We start from the raw sequence: 17,738 nt of genomic DNA, 5'->3' as shown, positions 1-17,738 counted from the left end.
CTCCCAGTGGGAGAAGGGGGAATCCATTTTTTTGAGGGGGCTTCCCCCTCAAACTTTCCCTTTCGATGAATACAGGGTAAACACGTTCAACTGCGTAAGTCCTAATAACATAAATGCTGATCAAAGAATTCTATCGCCCCCAGCCTTTTTATACAAACGTTCTGAACTCCATAATCTTTTGTTCATGGGTAGTGCTTTTGTCCTAGTCCATTTTTTCCGGTGGTTGGGCGTGTTGACGCATTGTGAACCCTATGTTATCATCCTCTCAGGATCACACCCGACACGGCGAAAGGTATCCCCCTTATGGCAAAAACTCGCACCGAACTGATGGTAGAACGGTTGCGTGATATGCAACGTGGCAACTCCGATATTGAGGGGTCTGCTGTTGTGAGCGTTGATGGGCTAAGCATGGCGTCCGCACTCTCCCCGGATATTGAGGAAGACCGGATTTCCGCCATGTCTGCGGCGATGCTCTCGCTAGGGGAACGGATCGCCAAAGAACTAGGTCGGGGGGGCATGGAACAGGTTTACATTCGCGGCAAAGAAGGTCATGTGATTCTGACCTCCGTTGGAGACGACGCCGTGTTGACCTCCCTAGCGCGGGAAAACGCAAAATCGGGCTTAGTCTTCTTGGATATTAAGCGTGCGACGGAAGACCTCGCCAAACTTATCTAACCCCTACTGTGGCGGTGACGCCACCATCCCTAGCATACCCGGCACTTTCGGCGGGGAGGATCACTGCCCTTCAGGGCGGCGCACCCTCCCCGCCGTTGTTTTGGTTCATCAGCAAGGCAGGAGGCAACGGCTACATGACACGATACATATTCTGCACAGGTGGGGTCGTCAGTTCAGTGGGAAAGGGCGTCACCGCCGCCGCCATTGGTCGGCTTCTAAAGGCACGGGGGTTGAAAGTTGCCATTCAAAAACTAGACCCATACCTGAACGTTGACCCCGGTACGATGAGTCCTTACCAACATGGCGAGGTCTTTGTGACTGTTGACGGGGCGGAGACTGACCTTGACTTGGGGCATTACGAACGGTTCATTGATGATACCCTTTCGCGGGGGTGCAATGTCACGGCTGGACAAATCTACGCCGATATTATCGGGCGTGAACGGCGGGGCGATTTCCTCGGCGGAACGATTCAAGTGATTCCACACATCACCAACGAGATCAAGCGGCGGGTGACAACCGTTGCCCAAGAGAGCGGCGCCGATGTCGTCATTGTTGAAGTGGGTGGCACGGTGGGTGATATTGAAAGCCAGCCCTTCTTAGAGGCGCTGCGCCAACTACGCATTGATGTTGGGCGAAAACGGGCGATGTACATTCATGTCACCTACCTCCCCTACATTGGGGCGACGGGTGAACTGAAAACGAAACCAACCCAACACAGCGTCCGCGATTTGCGCAGCATCGGCATTCGCGCCAATGTGATCATCGCCCGTGCCGATCATCCCATCTCGAATGACCTTCTCGAAAAAATCTCCAACTTTTGTGATGTGGATCGGGAGGCAGTGATCGCGCTCCCCACAGCGCAATCGCTTTACGAAGTGCCGCTCATGTTAGAAGCCGCCGGCTTGGGCGATTACATTGTTGAGCGCCTTCGCCTGAAGGGAAACCCGCCCGATTTGGACGAATGGCGGCAGATGACGGAGCGCCTGCTGAAGCCCAAAGCGCCGCTCAAGATTGCCATTGTCGGGAAATATGTGGAACTCCATGACGCCTATATGAGCGTCAAAGAAGCCCTTGCCCATGCCGCCAGCCTCTATGACCGCGAGGTCGAGATCGAATGGGTCTATTCCGGTGATTTGGAGAAAAACAAAGGATGGGATCGTCTGGACGGGGTGAATGCCATCGTTGTTCCCGGCGGCTTTGGCTATCGCGGCATTGAGGGCAAGATTATGGCGGCACGCTATGCCCGTGAACGGCACGTCCCCTACCTTGGGTTGTGTTTGGGGATGCAAGTCATGTGCATTGAGTTCGCCCGCAACGTCCTCAATTATGAGGACGCCAACAGCACCGAATTTGAGACGCCCACCGAACACCCGGTGATTGACCTCATGCCCGACCAGCGGGGCATTGTGGATCGTGGTGGGACGATGCGTTTGGGCGTTTACCCCTGTGTCTTGGAAGAAGGGTCAATCGCCAACCGCGTTTATGCCGCCCCCCGTGTGAATGAACGCCATCGCCATCGCTTTGAGTTTAACAACCACTTTCGGGGTGCGTTTGAAGCGGCGGGGATGCGCTTTAGCGGTCTTAGCCCGGATGGTCGTTTGGTGGAGATTGCCGAGGTGATGGATCACCCTTACATGATTGCCAGCCAATTTCATCCTGAATTCGGCAGCCGTCCCAACCGCCCCCACCCACTCTTTAGGGGGCTTATCCAAGCTGCCATTGCCTTTGAAGAGGCAAAAAAGCCAGTACGGGTGAATGGGAACGGGAGCAAGAAGAAGGCGTGAGCGATCTTGAAGCGTGGTTGGAAACCCTGTGGGGCGATCTTCTCAGCGAGGACGAGGGGCGTATTTTGGCTGCATGGGGTCGCCTGACCGAGGAAGAACGCCCCAATATCCAGAACCATCTGCGCCGCATGGCAAGCGAGGAAGGTTGGCTACCTGTACAGCAATCTTCTGCCCAAGCCGCCTTGCGCGTTATCGGCAAAGCCGAAGGCGATGCTCACGACACGCTGAGCAATGCGTGAGCGGCATGGAAACTCGCGTCCTCCATGTTGCCCCGCCTGTTACCCCGCAGTCCCCCGCTGTTCAGGCGGGGGCAGCGCTCATCCGTGCCGGAGAACTTGTCGCCTTTCCTACCGAGACCGTCTACGGCTTGGGGGCGAATGCCCTCGATGCGGCGGCGGTGGCGAAAATTTTCACGGCAAAGGGGCGCCCCATACATGATCCTTTGATTGTCCATATCGCCTCACCCGATCAGGTTCATGCCGTTGCTGAGCGGTTGCCTCCGCTTGCCTATGCACTTATTGCGGCATGTTTCCCCGGCGCGTTGACGCTTGTCCTGCCTCGTCGGCAGCATGTGCCGCCAAACGTGAGCGCCGGACTGCCAACGGTGGGCGTGCGGATGCCCGCTCATCCCGTCGCTCTCACCTTGATCGAGGCGGCGGGCGTTCCCCTTGCCGCGCCGAGTGCGAATCTTTTTGCCCACACCAGCCCAACAACAGCCGCTCATGTCCTTGCCGATCTCGGCGGGCGTATCCCATTGATTCTGGATGGCGGGGCGACAGACATAGGGGTTGAATCAACGATCCTTGACCTCAGTGGTGAACACCCCCGTTTGCTCCGCCCGGGCGGAGTGTCCCTCGAACGTATTCAGGCTATTGTGGGCGATGTGAAGATTGAGATCGTCCAGCGTTACGCCGGGGGAGGCGATCCGATGGACAGCCTTCCAGCGCCGGGGATGTTCTTGAAACATTATGCCCCGCACGCGCCATTGTCCCTTTATGAAGGCGAGGATAGCGCTGTTCGGGCAGCCTTGCAACAAGCCGTGAACGGGGCGCGGGCGGCGGGGGAGCGCATTGGTCTTTTGATTTTGGAGGAAGATCGACCCGCCTTTGCCGCGTGGGAGGGCAATCCGCAGATCGTGATAGGCTCATTGGGGAAGGGCGCAAGCCCTGATCAGGCAGCGGCGCGGCTTTACACCCTTCTGCGCCATTTCGACGCCGCCGAGGTGACGGTTATCTTTGCCCGTGCTATGCCGCCAGTGGGAATAGGCGCTGCCGTCCAAGATCGCCTGATGCGGGCGGCGGCGGGACGTATTATTCGGTTGTAGAGTCTCAGGATGGCTTTCTGACTAGCCGTACTACCGCCCGCCCGGCCCAAACAAGACCAAAGCACGCCGTACAGGTGAGGACTATCGACGCTCCTGAAGGGACGGGGTAGCGAAAGGACAGGTATAACCCCACCACCCCCGACCCCACCGCTACCACCGCTGCCACCAGCATCATCCGTGAAAGGCGGGTCGTCACCAGCGAAGCCGTTGCCGCCGGAGTGATCAGCATGGCGCTCGTGAGGACAACACCCACCGCCTGAATCGCCGTGACAACCGTCAGCGCTAACAGAATCAGCAGCCCATAGCGTAAGCGATCTGCCTTTAAGCCAATCACGCGGGCATGAATCGTATCAAAGGAGGTCAGTTCCAATTCCTTGTGAAACAGGGCGAGTGAGCCAAGCACAATGAAAGCGATGATTCCCATCAATGCCAAATCGTTCGGTGTCACCCCCAAAATATTCCCAAACAAAATATGGGTGAAGTCCCGAAACGAACGTGCCGTACTCATCAGCACAATGCCGAGCGCGAACATCGCCGTGAAAACAATCCCAATCGCCGTGTCTTCCCGCACCGTTTCGCGCCGCGAGAGCCACCCGATTCCCACTGCGGTGAGGAGTGCCGCTGCAATTGCCCCCACAAACAAGCTAACCCCTCGCAGCGAGGCGAAAACAATTCCCGGCAAAATGGTGTGGGCAAGGGCATCACCAATGAAGGACATACGTCGCAGGACAACATAAACACCTATCGGGGCGCAGACTACACCCAATAAAATCACCGCAGCAAGGGCAATTCGCATGAACTCAAATTGAACGAATGGCTCAAGGAGGGTTTCAAGCATGAGGTTAATGAGATAACGCCGGTGTGCGCAGCGCGTAATCCTGCCCGATAAGTTTCTCTAGAGCAACTTCTGGGTTGACTTCTTGCCCATCGGCAATGTAGATAGCGCGATCAAAATCCGTCTCAAGGCGGGTGAGATCGTGGGTGGCGACAATCAAGGTTTTTCCCGCTTGATGGAGGAGATCAATCACGCGGTAGACGATCTCACGGTTATCCTTGTCAATGGCGTTCAGCGGCTCATCCAAGAGCAGCAAATCGGATTCCTGTGCCAGCGCCCGCGCCAACATTGCCCGCTGCTGCTGCCCCCCAGAAAGCTGCCCAATCTGCCGCTGCGCCAGCCCCTCTAAGCCGAGGGTGTGGATCGCCCTTTCCACAATCTTCCAATCTTCTGGGCTAGGGCGGCGCACCCAACCGAGGTGTCCGTAACGCCCCGTCATAATCAACTGTTGAAGCGTCGTCGGAAAGCGCCAATCAATCTCGCCGCGCTGCGGGAGGTAAGCAACACGATGATGGCACGCCCCAACGGGCAGCCCGTAGATGAGAAGTTCTCCCCCCCGTATCGGCAGCAGTCCGGCAATCGCTTTCAGAAGGGTCGATTTCCCCGCCCCGTTTGGACCCACAAGGGCGATGCGCTCGCCGGGCTGCACGGTGAGCGTGATCCCTTTCAGCGCCAGCGCGGGCGAATCAAGATGAGAAACAGCGAGGTCGCGCACCGTTAATGCCGGCGCCCCATCAATGGGCGGTGCATGGCGGCGGCTGCTGTAGGGGAAATGCGGAAAATGCACGGTGAACAATGCCTTTACCGGAGTTACGAGCGGGTTGAGTTTGCCATCTCTAATGAGACAGCGTATCACTTATAAGGATACTCTGATCAAGACGCGCCGTCAATGAGGAATGTTACATGGGGATAACTAGGTTCTGTTGAGGGTTTTGGTTCAGAACCCCTATCCCCCCGGTTACTGCGCAGCAGTCGCCTTTCCCCATATACAGGGAAGGGGGAGAAATGCCCTCTCTCTGTGTATAGGGTGGGGGTTAGGAATTTCAAGCCCCGAAGGGGTGGCTGCTTTCGCGGCGGGCGCTCACGGGCGGCACTGGGCGCAAGGTATGGCGCCCCTACGGGAATTACACTGTCAACAGAACCTAAATGTTAGGGCTGTATCCATGATGTTTGTCGCCACTCATGGCAAGAGGGGTGTTTCCCTCACGCCCTGCGGCTAAGGGGGCAACCCCCAAAGAGGGGCGCTTTATCCTCCCGATGGTGGGGCAACGGCACGCAGCGTCTGAAACAAGGTTGTAAGCTGTTCTGGGCGGTTATAGACCTGATAGGAAACGCGGATATACACCCGCCCCCGCCACGCCCAGAAGGGAACTTCTACCTTGTGTTCTTCCCAAAAACGCGCCCAAATTACCCGCACATCCTCCGCTTTGATGGTCTCTGGTAGCGGCGCAGAGACCATCTGTAAGCCAGCGCTCCAGACCCCCGTTGCGAGAGGGGGAACATTATAGAAGGCGCTGAGGCGTTCCTGAATTTCGCGCACCATGCGGTGGCATTGATCGCGCCCTTCGGTGAACGCCTCCCCCTGATGAAATTCAATCGCTTTCGGAACAGTGAGGTAAGCTGCCGGATCGATTGTCCCCGTGAACTGCGTTTTTGCCGGGAAGGTTGCCTCTGGGGTATAGCCCCAACTGATCACGAGTGGCTCAAGCCAGGCATGATGGTTCGAGTGCGCGTAAAGGAACGCCGATCCTTTGGGAGCGCACAGCCATTTATGGCAGTTTCCGGCGTAAAAATCAGGATCAATTGCCGTCAAATCAATGGGGATATGCCCCGGCGCGTGCGCTCCATCAATGAGGGTCATAATGCCCATCGCACGGGCGCGGGCGCAGACTTCTGCCACAGGGAAAATGGTTGCCGTAGGCGCAGCAATATGGCTGAGAAAAATCATCTTTGTACGGGGTGTAACGCCAGCAAAGAGCGCATCCACCCACGTTTCAACATCGGCGGGTGGGACGGGGAGGGGCTGCTTGATATAGAGCGCCCCATGTTTCTTACAAAAATGCTCCCATGTCAGGTCGCACGCGCCGTATTCCTGATCGGTGGTCAGGATTTCATCGCCCGCGTGCAAATCGAGCGATTGCACGACGAGATTAACGCCAGCAGTGGCATTGGGAACAAACGTGAGGCGCGTTACATCGGCGTTGATAAAGCCCGCTAGGGTGGCGCGTGCCTCATCCAACAAACCGTTCAAGCGCCGCCCGATAAAATCGACGGGCTGCCGCTCTAGCTCCCTCTGCCAGCGTTGATATTCCTCAAAGACGGGGCGCGGACATGCGCCGAATGAGCCATGATTTAAAAAGGTGATGGTTTGGTCAATATGAAACAGGTCACGCATAGGAGGGATGCTTTCCTTATTGATTGCAGTACCCTCACTGGTTGGTCTGCAACCAGCCTTCTTACAAGAAGGGCGGGCGTCGTTCGTTTACCCCATGATCACCACTGCCTGACCCATTGGTAATTATATCGTGATACGTGGGGCTGACAACCATTAAGGGGTCAATCTCCTTGAAAAATACTGTAGGGTCAATCAATCAACCGATGAATGAGTGTCAGCAGTTCGCGGATGGCGACAGGTTTGACCAGAAAGAGGTCTGCCCCCAAGTCTTCCGCCACCGATTCCGCCATGGCGTTTGCGGTAATCATGATTCGCTTGGTGTTCTTCAGACGCGGTGTCTGGTTGATATATTCCAAAACCGCCGTGCCGGGCTTTTGGGGCATGTTCATGTCGCAGAGGACAATATCGGGGGTTGCTGTCTCCAACTGACGAATGGCGTCATCGGCGCTGAAGGCAACCAGCACCTCCAGATCGCCACTATCGGAGAGCGCATCGGCAAAAAGAAGGCGAATATCTTTATCATCTTCAACAATCATCGCCAAGCGTCGCATAGCTTAATCTCCTTTCCACTCAGACCTTTGTCCGTTCCAAAACGGCGACACGGGCGTAATAAGGTTTCATCCAAGAGCATAAGGTTAGATTCATCCATTGTCGTTGTAAGTACGCGCTGCTCACTATAGCACATTTCAAGGGTGCGGGGCGAAGGGAGGCAAAACATCTGCACCCCGCCCCGTCTCACCTACAGTCAGGTTGAGGGTGTTTCTATGCCTCTCGCACAACACACCTTGACAGGGTTCATTTTTTAGAGATAATTCCTTCACAAGCTGCCGAGATAGCTCAGTCGGTAGAGCACCGCACTGAAAATGCGGGTGTCCCCAGTTCAAGTCTGGGTCTCGGCACACAAAAAACACCGCCCTGTGGCGGTGTTTTTTATTCATCGCTGCTTATGGTAAGGGCTGGTTAGCCCGTGTATTTGCTAATGTTGGGGAGATTGAACTGTTCGGGTTCGTCGCCATAAAGGTAGGCACGGGTGCGGTAATGTTGGTTATGCGTCCCATGCACAAAGGCAAGCTGATTCAGCCGCGCCCCACCATAGCGAAAGAAGGACGCTGCCCCCTTCAAATAGAGCCGCCACATACGGATGAACCGCTCGCCATACATCGCCCGAATGTCATCGAGGTGCTGGCAAAAGCGGTTGTCCCAGTGATCAAGGGTCTCCCCATAGTGAAGGCGTAAATCCTCGACATCATAGATGTTCAAATTCCGCTGGCTCATCGGTTCTACTATCTCCCCCAGAGAGGGCAAAAAACCACCGGGAAAGATGTAGCGCGTCATCCACGGAACTTTCAGATTGCGCGTGCGGAAGGCAATGGTATGGAGCAAGCCGATCCCACCCGGTTTTAGGATGCGCACGATGCGATCCATGAAGGTGTTCACATACTGGCTGCCTACCTGCTCAAACATCCCGATAGAAACCCATCGGTCAAACTGCCCCTTTGCCTCGCGGTAATCCTGAAGGCGAACCTCAACTTTTCCGCGCATCCCGCGCCTTTCGATTTGCTCGGTGAGGTATTTGTGTTGTTCCTGCGAGATTGTGTAACCAACACAGCGCACAGCATAATGTTCCGCCGCATAGAACATCATCGCCCCCCACCCACAGCCAATATCAACAAGGCTCATCCCCGGTTCTAGGCGAAGTTTGCGGCAGATGTGTTCGTGCTTGTTGGCTTGCGCCTGTTCTAGTGTGTCTGTGCTGTGGCGAAAGTAGGCACAGGTGTAGGTCATCGACTGATCGAGCCACAATTTATAGAAATCGTAGCTCAGGTCGTAATGATGGGCGACGTTTTTCCGCACACGGGTGAGGCTGTTACGTTGGATAAAGGCAGTGAGGGCAGCCCGAAATTTCTCAGTGAGGGTGAGCGCTGTGGCATCAAAGGCATTGGTGTATTGCAGTTTTAGAAGTTCACCAAGATCGCCTTCAATATCAATAGTACCATCCATGTGTTCTTCGCCAAACCCCAAGCCGCCATCGCGCAATACACGTTGAGCAGCTTCCAGTGTTTTGATATAGAAACTAAAGGCGGGGCAGCCTTTCCCAAATTGCTCTGTTGTGCCATCCCAAAAGCGGACGGTAAAGGAGAGGTCGGGAAGTTTTTCAGAAATGCGTCTCAATAGTTTCGTCGCGGTACGGCGCAGGAACGCGCCCTTGCCCGTAGCGGGGGCAGCGACTGCCCCCAAGCGGGTATCAGAAGTCCGGGTGGTCACAGTACACACTACTCCAACATGAATGATGAATTTGGATCAATCACGATAGCACGGGCGTCCGTCTCGTTAGTGATCTGCGTTGCCCACAACCCGGCATCTTGTTCAATCGCCGGGAATGTATTGTAGTGAATGGGAAAGACGGCTTTGGGGCGGATGAGTTTGGTGGCAAGGATAGAGTCCTCAACGCCCATAGTGTAATTATCGCCAATCGGGATAAAAGCGACATCTATTTCCATATCCCCGATCAATTTCATATCACTAAAAAGCGCTGTATCTCCGGCAAAATACAACCGCGTGCCGTTGTAGGTCAGCACGATTCCGCACGCCAAGCCCGCATAGCTGCCATCAGGAAAGGATGAACTGTGGTCGGCACGGACGAACTTCACATGACCAAAATCATGCTGGTAGCCGCCGCCGTTATTCTGTGCATGGGTGTTTTTCACACCCTTGTTGTGCGCCCATGTGGCAATCTCGAAGGTGGCAATCACGAGGGCATCGGTGCGTTTGGCAATGCTGATTGTATCGCCAAGATGATCCCCATGACCATGTGTGAGCAGAATTGCCTCGGCGGGAACTGTGTCTGGCGAGATCGTGGCGAGTGGATTACCCGATAAAAAGGGATCGATGAGGATATGTCGCCCATTCAGGTTGAGATGGAACCCAGAATGACCAAACCATGTGATTGTCGTAGGCATGAGAAAGACCCTCAACAAGCTAGTCAATTAGATCATGCACAGTATATAGTGAACTGAGTGAATAGGGTTGAAGTTGCTCAAGGGAGGCTCTAGCGCGTAGTGCAAAAATTCCCTCACACCCAATATCTTTTGTAGGAGAGGGGTTTTGGGGGGGAGGGAAGCGAAGTGACTCACTCAAATTTTGAAATGACTTCTAATATCAGCGTCAGTTTCGCTGGTTGTCGTGGCGTGCCGCGCCGTAGTTTTTATCTGAGGTTGATTTTTTCATGGCGGCATACTGCTGCCGGACAACACGCAGCCACTTGATTCCATCCTCTCGATGATAAAAAACGTGCAGATTCTTGGCTGCCCCGCGCACTGTTTGTTGAAGACTGTTGATAAAGAGTTTAATTGCCCACCCACTAAAATTTTGCCGAACAATAATGGCGACAAAGCCATAAAGCTCAGGGCGGTGCATCAGGGCTTGGCGTGCCTGTTGACTGGCATAGGGGGTAATTCCCGAATCGGGATGTGAAACGTCATAGACAAACCCGGGTGCATTCTCTACATCGGCGGCAGACATTACCTGACGCACATCAGCAAAAAGGGTATCGATGCTTTGTCGGGAGGGTGATTTCCCCGTATAGATGACAATCGTCCCCTCATCGATCCACTCCCTTGTAATAGAGGCACCGAGGTCTTCAAACGGAGGTTTGGCGACGGATGACATAAAAAATTCCTCTTAAAGACCTACCATTGGCGATCATTCTACCATTGTCTTTCCGCACCCACCCACTATGATTATTTTGGCAGAATACTATTTCTGTAAGAGTCTCCCCATCGATTCTTAACTTGCTCTATCCGAGTAGAGCATTTATAATCTTTCTTAAAGAGAAAGAATTTCTAAATAACACTACTACATAATCATCAAAATGAGGATACATGCTATGCCATTAAACACTATTCTGTCCGATAGTTATCGCACCTTTCGCGAGAGCGTCCTCAGCACGCCGTTGTCTCTGCTTCATTCCCAAAGCCGCTACCGCACTGCCTTACTTAGCCGCTTGATCGCGGATGATGGCTTGCGCACCTACTATTACGGAATGGGCGTTGATGACACCGACGTGCGAACGTTCCTCGCCGGGTTCATCCACGATATTTCTGAGCAAATGCCAAATTTTGGTGGGCGTGTTAGCCAAGTTGGGATGGAACGCCCCGACGACCATCCCAAACTTTTGGCAGCGCTTATCGAAGATGTTGCCCATCTCAGCGATGAACCGTTTGTCCTGCTCATCGATGAATTTGATCGGGCAGATGTCGCCGACGATCTGGAAAAGTTTTTGGAAGCGCTCATTGAAAATGCCCCCGCACACTGCCACATTGTCCTTAGTGGGCGTGGGCTGCCGCGCCTGCCATGGATGGCGCTCATTGCCCGCCGAAAGGCAATTATGCTGCGTGATGCCGAGATTATCCGCCGGAATTTCTACGACAACCAATCTTTGGATAATCCCCGCCTGCGCCTGACGGGATTCGGGCAGGGCGAAGTAAATCTTGATGGGCGTGTTGTCACCGGTTGGGAGGGGCATTTACCGCGTTTGCTGCTCTTTTTCGCCCTAGAGCGCCCCTACACCACTCGGTCAGAGATGTGCGTTGAGTTTTGGCCCGAACTTCAGGTAGACCAAGCGGTGAATGTTTTCCATGTGACAAAGCGTCGGCTGCACAAGGCATTAGACGGCATAGGGAATGACATTCTCATCCACGTTGGGAGCTATTATCGGATCATTGCCGACCTAACCCTCCACTATGATGTGGATGATTTCGTAGGGGCAATTCTTGCCGGGCGTCTGGCGGAAGACCCCGCTGAACGCCTTGCCGCATGGAATCGCGTGATTGAGTTGCACGCACACCCCTTCCTTCAGGGACACCCCGAAAAGTGGATTGTCCGTCGTCGGCACGATTATCTCACCGGTTGGATTGAAGCGATGACTGGCATTGCCGCCCAACGTCATGCTGAAGGGCGCACGGAAAATGCCCTGTTGCTCTACCAAAAAGCAGTGGGTGAGGATGTTCGGCGGCAAGACATACACCGGCAAATCATGGCGCTCTATTCAGAATTAGGACGGCGCAGCGAGATTCAAACCTATTACGGGCGGATGCGGGACGACTTGAAAGCAGCGGGGACAGCTATCGAAGGCGAAACAAAATCGCTTTATGAGACCTTGATGGCGGCGGATTAGGGGCGGTTAGAATCTGTTAGCCAGTTGGGGCGTGCCGTTGCACGCCCTTTTTGTTTCTTGCCTACTGGGTGGGTGTTGGTCTTAGCCTGTCACCGAAAAATGCCGATCTGCCTCATCTTCAGGAATTTCAAAGCGAGCATAAACCGGCGCGTGGTCGGGAAAGACCGCTTCCCCCCGGCTTGCCACATTGCTATCGATACTTGAGATAGGCTCAATGTAGCTATCCGCTTTGCGCAGGTAAAAAATCAACTCATGACTGACCATGATGTGATCAATCATCTCCCCCATTTTTTGATACACCCGTGAAAAGCGGCGTTCACCGGGGATGTAGTCATCAAGGTTGTAAAGGCGCACATCATCGAACTTGTCGCGGTGGGCTAGGCTGCGATCTGGCGGACCCATCAGAATTTGGGTTGTCACAGCATCCCCGCTGTCATTCATATCGCCCATCAGGATCAGCGGGAAATTGTTGCCTGTCAGCAGTTTGTTAAGGTGAATACGCAGCGCCACTGCCTCTGTTGTCCGCTTGATCAATGCCAAGGCCATCCCTCGCGCCCGTTCATCTTCATCCAAAGGGTAATGACGGGCAGCCCCGCTGAGCGTTTTGTAGGTCACCAGTTTCGATTTCAGGTGACAATTTACCATATTCACCATCAGTCCAGGGGCGAGAGCGACCATGCATTTCAGCCCCCCACGCCCCATATCGCGCATGATCCGCCCATGTTCATCAGGGATGTTGATTAAGGCATTGGGGGGGTAGTCATCGTAATCAACGGCTTGGAGCAGCGGCAAGCGGGAAAGAAAGGCAACCCGAATCCCACGTGGGTCGGGAAAACGAGACGCCCGCACAAAGCGATAGCGCCCGCCAAGACGATCCCGTAGATCGTTTAGAGCAGCTAAATCGCCCACCTCTTGCAAACCGACCACATCAGGGCTAATGCCGCTGATTGTTTGGACGATGTTCCCCATCTTGCGATCATAAATGTCCCTATCGGCGGGTCCTGAGTCGCCGCCGGGAAGGAACAGGTTTTCCACATTCCACGTCATCACCGTGAATTTTAGCGTTCCCACAAAGAGACTGCTCCCTTCACATTAGCGCCGCTTCAAAGCGCCCATCGACAACGAAACGAACCGCCTATCCGTGACTCCTTAGGGCTACTGAGGGGTCAGCTTTAAGGTATCCCACTGCGGTTGCTCCAACCGGTTGAATTTCAAGGTGTACACGCTGTTCAGCGCAAATGTCTTGAATTGCGCGTAATCTTTGGCAAGGAAATCAATGAGTTGATCCTTCTTTGCCTCCAATCCTTTGAAGATCACTTTGTATTCTTCTGTCCGAGCATTTTCCCGTTCGCGTGTGGCAAGGGTGAACGTCCCCCACACCGGTGGGTCGTTCACCCCACCGGTGGTCGTCACATCTCGCGAGGGGACAAGGACATCGACCAAATACGAGCAGTAGCTGTCCGTTCGCGTATCGGTGACATTTCGTGTGCAGTATTTCGGTTGTTCAACAAACGATCCATCGCCGCGATCCACCCGTGTAACCCCGCATCGATAGGATTCCGAGCGCGTGAACTGTCGTTGGCGATTCGAGCAGCTCATCGAATACGCCCCCCCGGGCACTTGATCGCGCCACCCACTGCCCGATTGCACCGTCACCTTCACCAGCGAAATCGTCCGTGTCCAACGCATATCGGACACCTGAAGTTTCGCGTCGTAGGTGCTGCGGCTGAGGAAAAATACCCCCGCCAGACCTGCCACTAGTAATCCCACGACAATCAAAATGATGGGGAGATACTTCTGTCCACTCGCGGCGGGTTTCGTCACCCCAACACGCAGCATCTCCGCGTTGAAGTTCAACTTTACGAGGTCGTCAGCTTTCCCCACATTGTCCGCCGATTCCGATTTGCGTTCAGCCTCTTTTGCCCCCGATAAATCACTGCCACACTGCTTGCAGAAATTGGCGGCGGCGCTGTTGGGGGTCTGGCAGGCGGGACACATTCTGTCTGCGCCAGCATAGACATACTTTGGGTCAGAGACGATTTTTTTATCTTCATCCGAAGGAAAGTAACGCATGGCAGGTTCTTGCGCCGCGCCACAGTTTGGGCAAAAGCGCTGATCCACACCGAGCAGTTTATTTGTCCCGCAGTATTTACAATCCCAAAGCATTTGGAAAGCGGGCGATCCTCCGCTGGCGGGAGAGGCATCATCGGTTGGTTGGCTGCCCCACCCGCCGGGGACAAACCCACTGCTGTTTGTGCCGGGGAATGACATGGTTTCGACTCCGTAATTCCCGTTCAACGTCACGTTGACTTCGTTTTAATCGCTTGGGATAAGTAAGAGGGGCTGCCCCTCATCGTCCTTTCAGTTACCCATTGGTAAATTACCCATGAGCAAACGAGTTGCCAAGCCAACTTCTCTTAGCCTTTATTATGGCATGAAACAAGCAGAGGGGAAAATGAGCCAAGTCGCCTTGTGTAGGGAAAGCGCATAACACCTTGTGGCTGTCTTTAGCCCACCGTCCCTAGAAACCATGCTAAATGTCACACCCCCTTGTGACACCCCTCACTAACGCCGTCTCCTTGCCGATGCTACAGTGACCCTATCCGAAAGACAGATGACCATGAAGGGGTACGCAGATCATGCTAAATCGCAGACGTTTTCTGAAGGCGTTGGGTGCTGTGGGCGCGTTGTTTGGGGCGGGTGCTGTGGGCGGTAAAACCGTTGTCACAGCCAGCGAAGCCCACCCGAAAACGCTTTACAAGCCATGGCAAGATGGCGGCTTTGAGCAGATGGACGCCGAACACGAAGCAGGCGTAAAATATTTCCTCGATAACGCCGGCAAAGACCCCGATTTTTGGGGGGTACCAATGCCCTTCACGATGGACGGCGATACAAAGGTCTTTGAGATTGAGTGCGTTGAGGGTCCGTGGGAGGTTTCGCCGGGGACGATCATGGACGCCATGATGTACAACGGGCGTATTCCCGGACCGACCATCCGCGTTAAGGAAGGCGAGAAGGTGCGCATCAACGTCACAAACAAGATGAGCCAATCGCACGGCGTCCACTTTCACGGGGTGCATACCCCCAACAGCATGGATGGCGTCCCCTTCGTCACCCAACCGCCCATCAAGCCGGGGCAAAAGTTCACCTACGAATTTGTGGCGAAGAATGCCGGAACGCATATGTACCACAGCCACCACAACGCAGCGGAACAAGTGGCGCGAGGCTTGATGGGCGCGTTCATCATCGATCCCCCCAACACCGCCAACGAACCCCGTGTTGATGGCGATTACCTCATGCTGCTGAACGATGCCGGAATTGGCTTTGCTATCAATGGAAAGGGTTTCCCAGCCACGCAGCCGATTATTGCCAAAAAGGGAGATCGCATTCGCATCCGCTACATGAACGAGGGGCTGCAAATTCACCCAATGCATTTACATGGGATGTACCAACTTGTCATTGCTAAAGATGGCGCCAACGTCCCCGCCCCCTATCTTGTCGATACGCTGAACGTTGCCCCCGGCGAACGGTACGATGTTTTGGTCGATTGCCAAGAACCCGGCGCATGGGCATTCCACTGCCATATTCTCAGTCACGCCGAATCGACACACGGCATGTTTGGGATGGTCACTGCGTTGGTCATTCAATGAGGCTCGTCATGAATACTGTTCACTCCTCTCGTCCACGCCTTTGGGCTGCCTTTGCTATCCTAAGCCTTGTCCTGATGGGTTGTGGATCGCCGGGCGGCGTCACGGTGGGCAACCTGACCGATGCAACGGCGACGCCGCCCGATCCCTATGTTGTAGCCTGGCTGCTCTATGGCACACCCACACCGGGCTTTCCGGGGAAGCTGCCCGTTGATGCCGGCGTTGCCTATGGCGAAAATGCACCTCGCGCCCACCCAACCGTGACGCCCCTTCCGCCGATGGTCAGCATCGAACTCGCTACCGCAACGCCAGTGGGGGCAGCCACCGCCGCAACGCCAGTAGAGGCTGCCACCGCCGCCCCGCCGGAGAGTCCCTCACCAGAGAGTCCCTCAGGCGCAGCCCTGACGGGCGATCCGAAGAAAGGGCAAAGTGTCTTTGCCGGAGTGGGGACGTGTAGTGCCTGTCACGACGTGAAGGCGGGGAAAACACTTGTCGGACCAACCCTGAAAGGCATTGCGGTAACTGCTGCGGAGCGCGTCCCAGGGATGGATGCCACCACCTACCTGCGGGAGGCGATCCTTCAGCCGAACAAGTTCGTCGTGAAAGGCTTCACCGCCGGATTGATGCCCGCTTCCTTTGAGCAACTTCTAAGCGCCAAACAGGTAGATGATCTGCTCGCCTATCTGATGTCTTTGAAGTGAGGAAAGCCCGTTTCCGGCTCACATCCTAACCACCTATAGCATTTTTCGAGGAGATTGCCCTCCTTTTTGTAAGCAGAGAGAGGGAATCTCCGTGTGTACGGGGTGGGGGTTAGGGTTTCCAAGCCCTGAAGGGGCGGCTGCTTTCAGCCCGCTGCTTTCGCGGCGGGATCACTGGGATTACACGGTCAACACAACCTAGTTGTGGACACGCCTTTTACTTTTAGCCTCGCGCCTCTCCACATCTACCTAAGCACAATCTAAAAACAGGCATACAATGAAACGTGTGCAGATGTATAGATGGAGCAAGGAAACGATCATGACATTTTTAGTTGGCGTCTTACTCGTTGCACTAGGGGCAGGCGTTCTCGGTTTCGGAATCTACCTCTATTATGCCTTTTTGCCGCTCTTTTACGGATTCCTCGGCGCGGGAATTGGGTTTTGGCTCAGCCAAGCCTTAGGAATCTCCTCCGACATTTTGGCTGCCATCGTGATCATCGCCGTCGCCGTTGGCTTTGCTGCCGCTGCGCAGTACCTTGAGCCATACCGCCGGATATTGGTAGGCGTCAGCGTGGGGATGGGTATCGCGCTCAGTGTGGGGACGGCGCTTGGCGTATCCCAATTTGTGCTGCTGATCTTCGCCATTGCTGGCGGTGTTGGCGGAGCAATGGTTGTCGCCTCGCTCTACAACGAATTGGTAATCGCTGCCTCTGCCATGACGGGCGCGGCAATGATCATTGATGGGTTGTTCCTGATCCTCGGTCTTAATGGGATGTTTTTCTACCGCTACAACCTGTTGGGGCGGGGGGCATTCCTCACCTTAATTTTATGGATTGCCCTCACCGTCGGGGGGATTTACTGGCAGTTGAATAATGTGACGAAGATGGTCCCCGCCGAGAAACGAAAAATGGTCTAAGCGTCTATCTGTAACGTATGGGGCGTGTTTAGGGCAAGCCCGCAGTGAGGCGGGGACACTCCCTCATCGATGAGGACAACAGCCCGCTCATCCCCTATGCCATCCGCTTTCGGTGTGTACTCGCTCTCCCACATCGTGGGAGAGCGGGTGGATTATTGTGCGGGGGCGTCCCCCCCCCCCCACACACACACCAGAGTGGGGCATTGGAGCGGTCTACCCCCCTCACCACCGTTGAGGGCAACCCTCATCCCTCGCATTGGGATGTAAGGAGGAAACGGCGCTGCCCGC

17 protein-coding genes and 1 tRNA gene are annotated in these 17,738 nt (G+C 54.8%); 9 read left to right on the top strand and 9 right to left on the bottom strand.

The features are described 5' to 3' along the window. Nucleotides 1–303 precede the first annotated feature (303 nt). The 4 genes from HS103_14165 (at nt 304) to HS103_14150 (ending at nt 3,783) form a co-directional block, all read left to right on the top strand. Entirely contained in the window at nt 304–675 is a 372-nt protein-coding gene (locus HS103_14165; GenBank protein ID MBE7513946.1) for a roadblock/LC7 domain-containing protein, read from the top strand. A 134-nt stretch (nt 676–809) separates the two neighbouring features. After that, nucleotides 810–2,459, top strand: a complete 1,650-nt coding sequence (locus tag HS103_14160) for a CTP synthase (protein MBE7513945.1) — start codon at nt 810–812, stop codon at nt 2,457–2,459. After that, nucleotides 2,456–2,698 (top strand): hypothetical protein, encoded by a 243-nt coding sequence (locus HS103_14155; GenBank protein MBE7513944.1) that lies wholly within the window; start codon nt 2,456–2,458, stop codon nt 2,696–2,698. Before HS103_14160 ends, HS103_14155 begins: the two co-directional genes overlap by 4 nt. 5 nt (nt 2,699–2,703) lie before the next feature. After that, entirely contained in the window at nt 2,704–3,783 is a 1,080-nt protein-coding gene (locus HS103_14150) for a threonylcarbamoyl-AMP synthase (GenBank protein MBE7513943.1), read from the top strand. A 4-nt stretch (nt 3,784–3,787) separates the two neighbouring features. Here the strand turns inward: HS103_14150 and HS103_14145 are convergent, their stop codons facing one another. The 4 genes from HS103_14145 to HS103_14130 form a co-directional block, all read right to left on the bottom strand. Next, nucleotides 3,788–4,621: a metal ABC transporter permease gene (locus HS103_14145; protein ID MBE7513942.1), complete on the bottom strand. Its 834-nt coding sequence runs from the start codon at nt 4,619–4,621 to the stop codon at nt 3,788–3,790. Between the two features lie 4 nt (nt 4,622–4,625). Then, nucleotides 4,626–5,405, bottom strand: a complete 780-nt coding sequence (locus HS103_14140) for an ABC transporter ATP-binding protein (GenBank protein MBE7513941.1) — start codon at nt 5,403–5,405, stop codon at nt 4,626–4,628. Between the two features lie 459 nt (nt 5,406–5,864). Then, the gene (locus HS103_14135; protein MBE7513940.1) at nt 5,865–7,013 is read right to left on the bottom strand and encodes an aminotransferase class V-fold PLP-dependent enzyme; all 1,149 of its coding nucleotides are present in this window, start codon (nt 7,011–7,013) and stop codon (nt 5,865–5,867) included. Nucleotides 7,014–7,201: 188 nt separating this feature from the next. Beyond that, nucleotides 7,202–7,564: a response regulator gene (locus tag HS103_14130; GenBank protein ID MBE7513939.1), complete on the bottom strand. Its 363-nt coding sequence runs from the start codon at nt 7,562–7,564 to the stop codon at nt 7,202–7,204. Between the two features lie 275 nt (nt 7,565–7,839). Here HS103_14130 and HS103_14125 point away from each other — a divergent pair. Further along, a tRNA-Phe gene (locus HS103_14125) sits at nt 7,840–7,912 on the top strand. A 61-nt stretch (nt 7,913–7,973) separates the two neighbouring features. Here the strand turns inward: HS103_14125 and HS103_14120 are convergent. The 3 genes from HS103_14120 to HS103_14110 all read right to left on the bottom strand — a co-directional run bounded on the left by HS103_14120 (nt 7,974) and on the right by HS103_14110 (nt 10,682). After that, a complete protein-coding gene (locus HS103_14120) occupies nt 7,974–9,278 on the bottom strand; it encodes a class I SAM-dependent methyltransferase (protein MBE7513938.1) in 1,305 nt (434 codons plus the stop codon). An 8-nt stretch (nt 9,279–9,286) separates the two neighbouring features. Further along, nucleotides 9,287–9,973 (bottom strand): metal-dependent hydrolase, encoded by a 687-nt coding sequence (locus HS103_14115; GenBank protein ID MBE7513937.1) that lies wholly within the window; start codon nt 9,971–9,973, stop codon nt 9,287–9,289. Between the two features lie 205 nt (nt 9,974–10,178). Further along, on the bottom strand, nt 10,179–10,682 hold the full coding sequence (locus HS103_14110) for a hypothetical protein (protein MBE7513936.1): 504 nt from the start codon (nt 10,680–10,682) through the stop codon (nt 10,179–10,181). Nucleotides 10,683–10,899: 217 nt separating this feature from the next. On the opposite strand from HS103_14110, the gene HS103_14105 reads away from it, so the two are divergent. Next, nucleotides 10,900–12,189, top strand: a complete 1,290-nt coding sequence (locus HS103_14105; GenBank protein MBE7513935.1) for a hypothetical protein — start codon at nt 10,900–10,902, stop codon at nt 12,187–12,189. Between the two features lie 81 nt (nt 12,190–12,270). Here HS103_14105 and HS103_14100 read toward each other — a convergent pair whose 3' ends face one another. Next, nucleotides 12,271–13,260: an endonuclease/exonuclease/phosphatase family protein gene (locus HS103_14100; protein ID MBE7513934.1), complete on the bottom strand. Its 990-nt coding sequence runs from the start codon at nt 13,258–13,260 to the stop codon at nt 12,271–12,273. An 84-nt stretch (nt 13,261–13,344) separates the two neighbouring features. Continuing rightward, the gene (locus HS103_14095; GenBank protein MBE7513933.1) at nt 13,345–14,460 is read right to left on the bottom strand and encodes a zinc ribbon domain-containing protein; all 1,116 of its coding nucleotides are present in this window, start codon (nt 14,458–14,460) and stop codon (nt 13,345–13,347) included. 368 nt (nt 14,461–14,828) lie between these two features. On the opposite strand from HS103_14095, the gene HS103_14090 reads away from it, so the two are divergent. The 3 genes from HS103_14090 (at nt 14,829) to HS103_14080 (ending at nt 17,450) form a co-directional block, all read left to right on the top strand. Continuing rightward, a complete protein-coding gene (locus HS103_14090) occupies nt 14,829–15,839 on the top strand; it encodes a copper oxidase (GenBank protein MBE7513932.1) in 1,011 nt (336 codons plus the stop codon). Between the two features lie 8 nt (nt 15,840–15,847). Then, a complete protein-coding gene (locus HS103_14085; protein MBE7513931.1) occupies nt 15,848–16,537 on the top strand; it encodes a cytochrome c in 690 nt (229 codons plus the stop codon). A gap of 316 nt (nt 16,538–16,853) precedes the next feature. Beyond that, nucleotides 16,854–17,450, top strand: coding sequence for a hypothetical protein (locus HS103_14080; GenBank protein ID MBE7513930.1), 597 nt, complete (start codon nt 16,854–16,856; stop codon nt 17,448–17,450). The last annotated feature ends 288 nt before the right edge of the window (nt 17,451–17,738 follow it).

The organism is Anaerolineales bacterium, from assembly GCA_015075625.1.
Taxonomy (GTDB): Bacteria; Chloroflexota; Anaerolineae; order Aggregatilineales; family UBA2796; genus UBA2796.
Note: the sequence above shows the minus strand (reverse complement) of the source record. Positions and strands in the feature narration are given on the sequence as shown.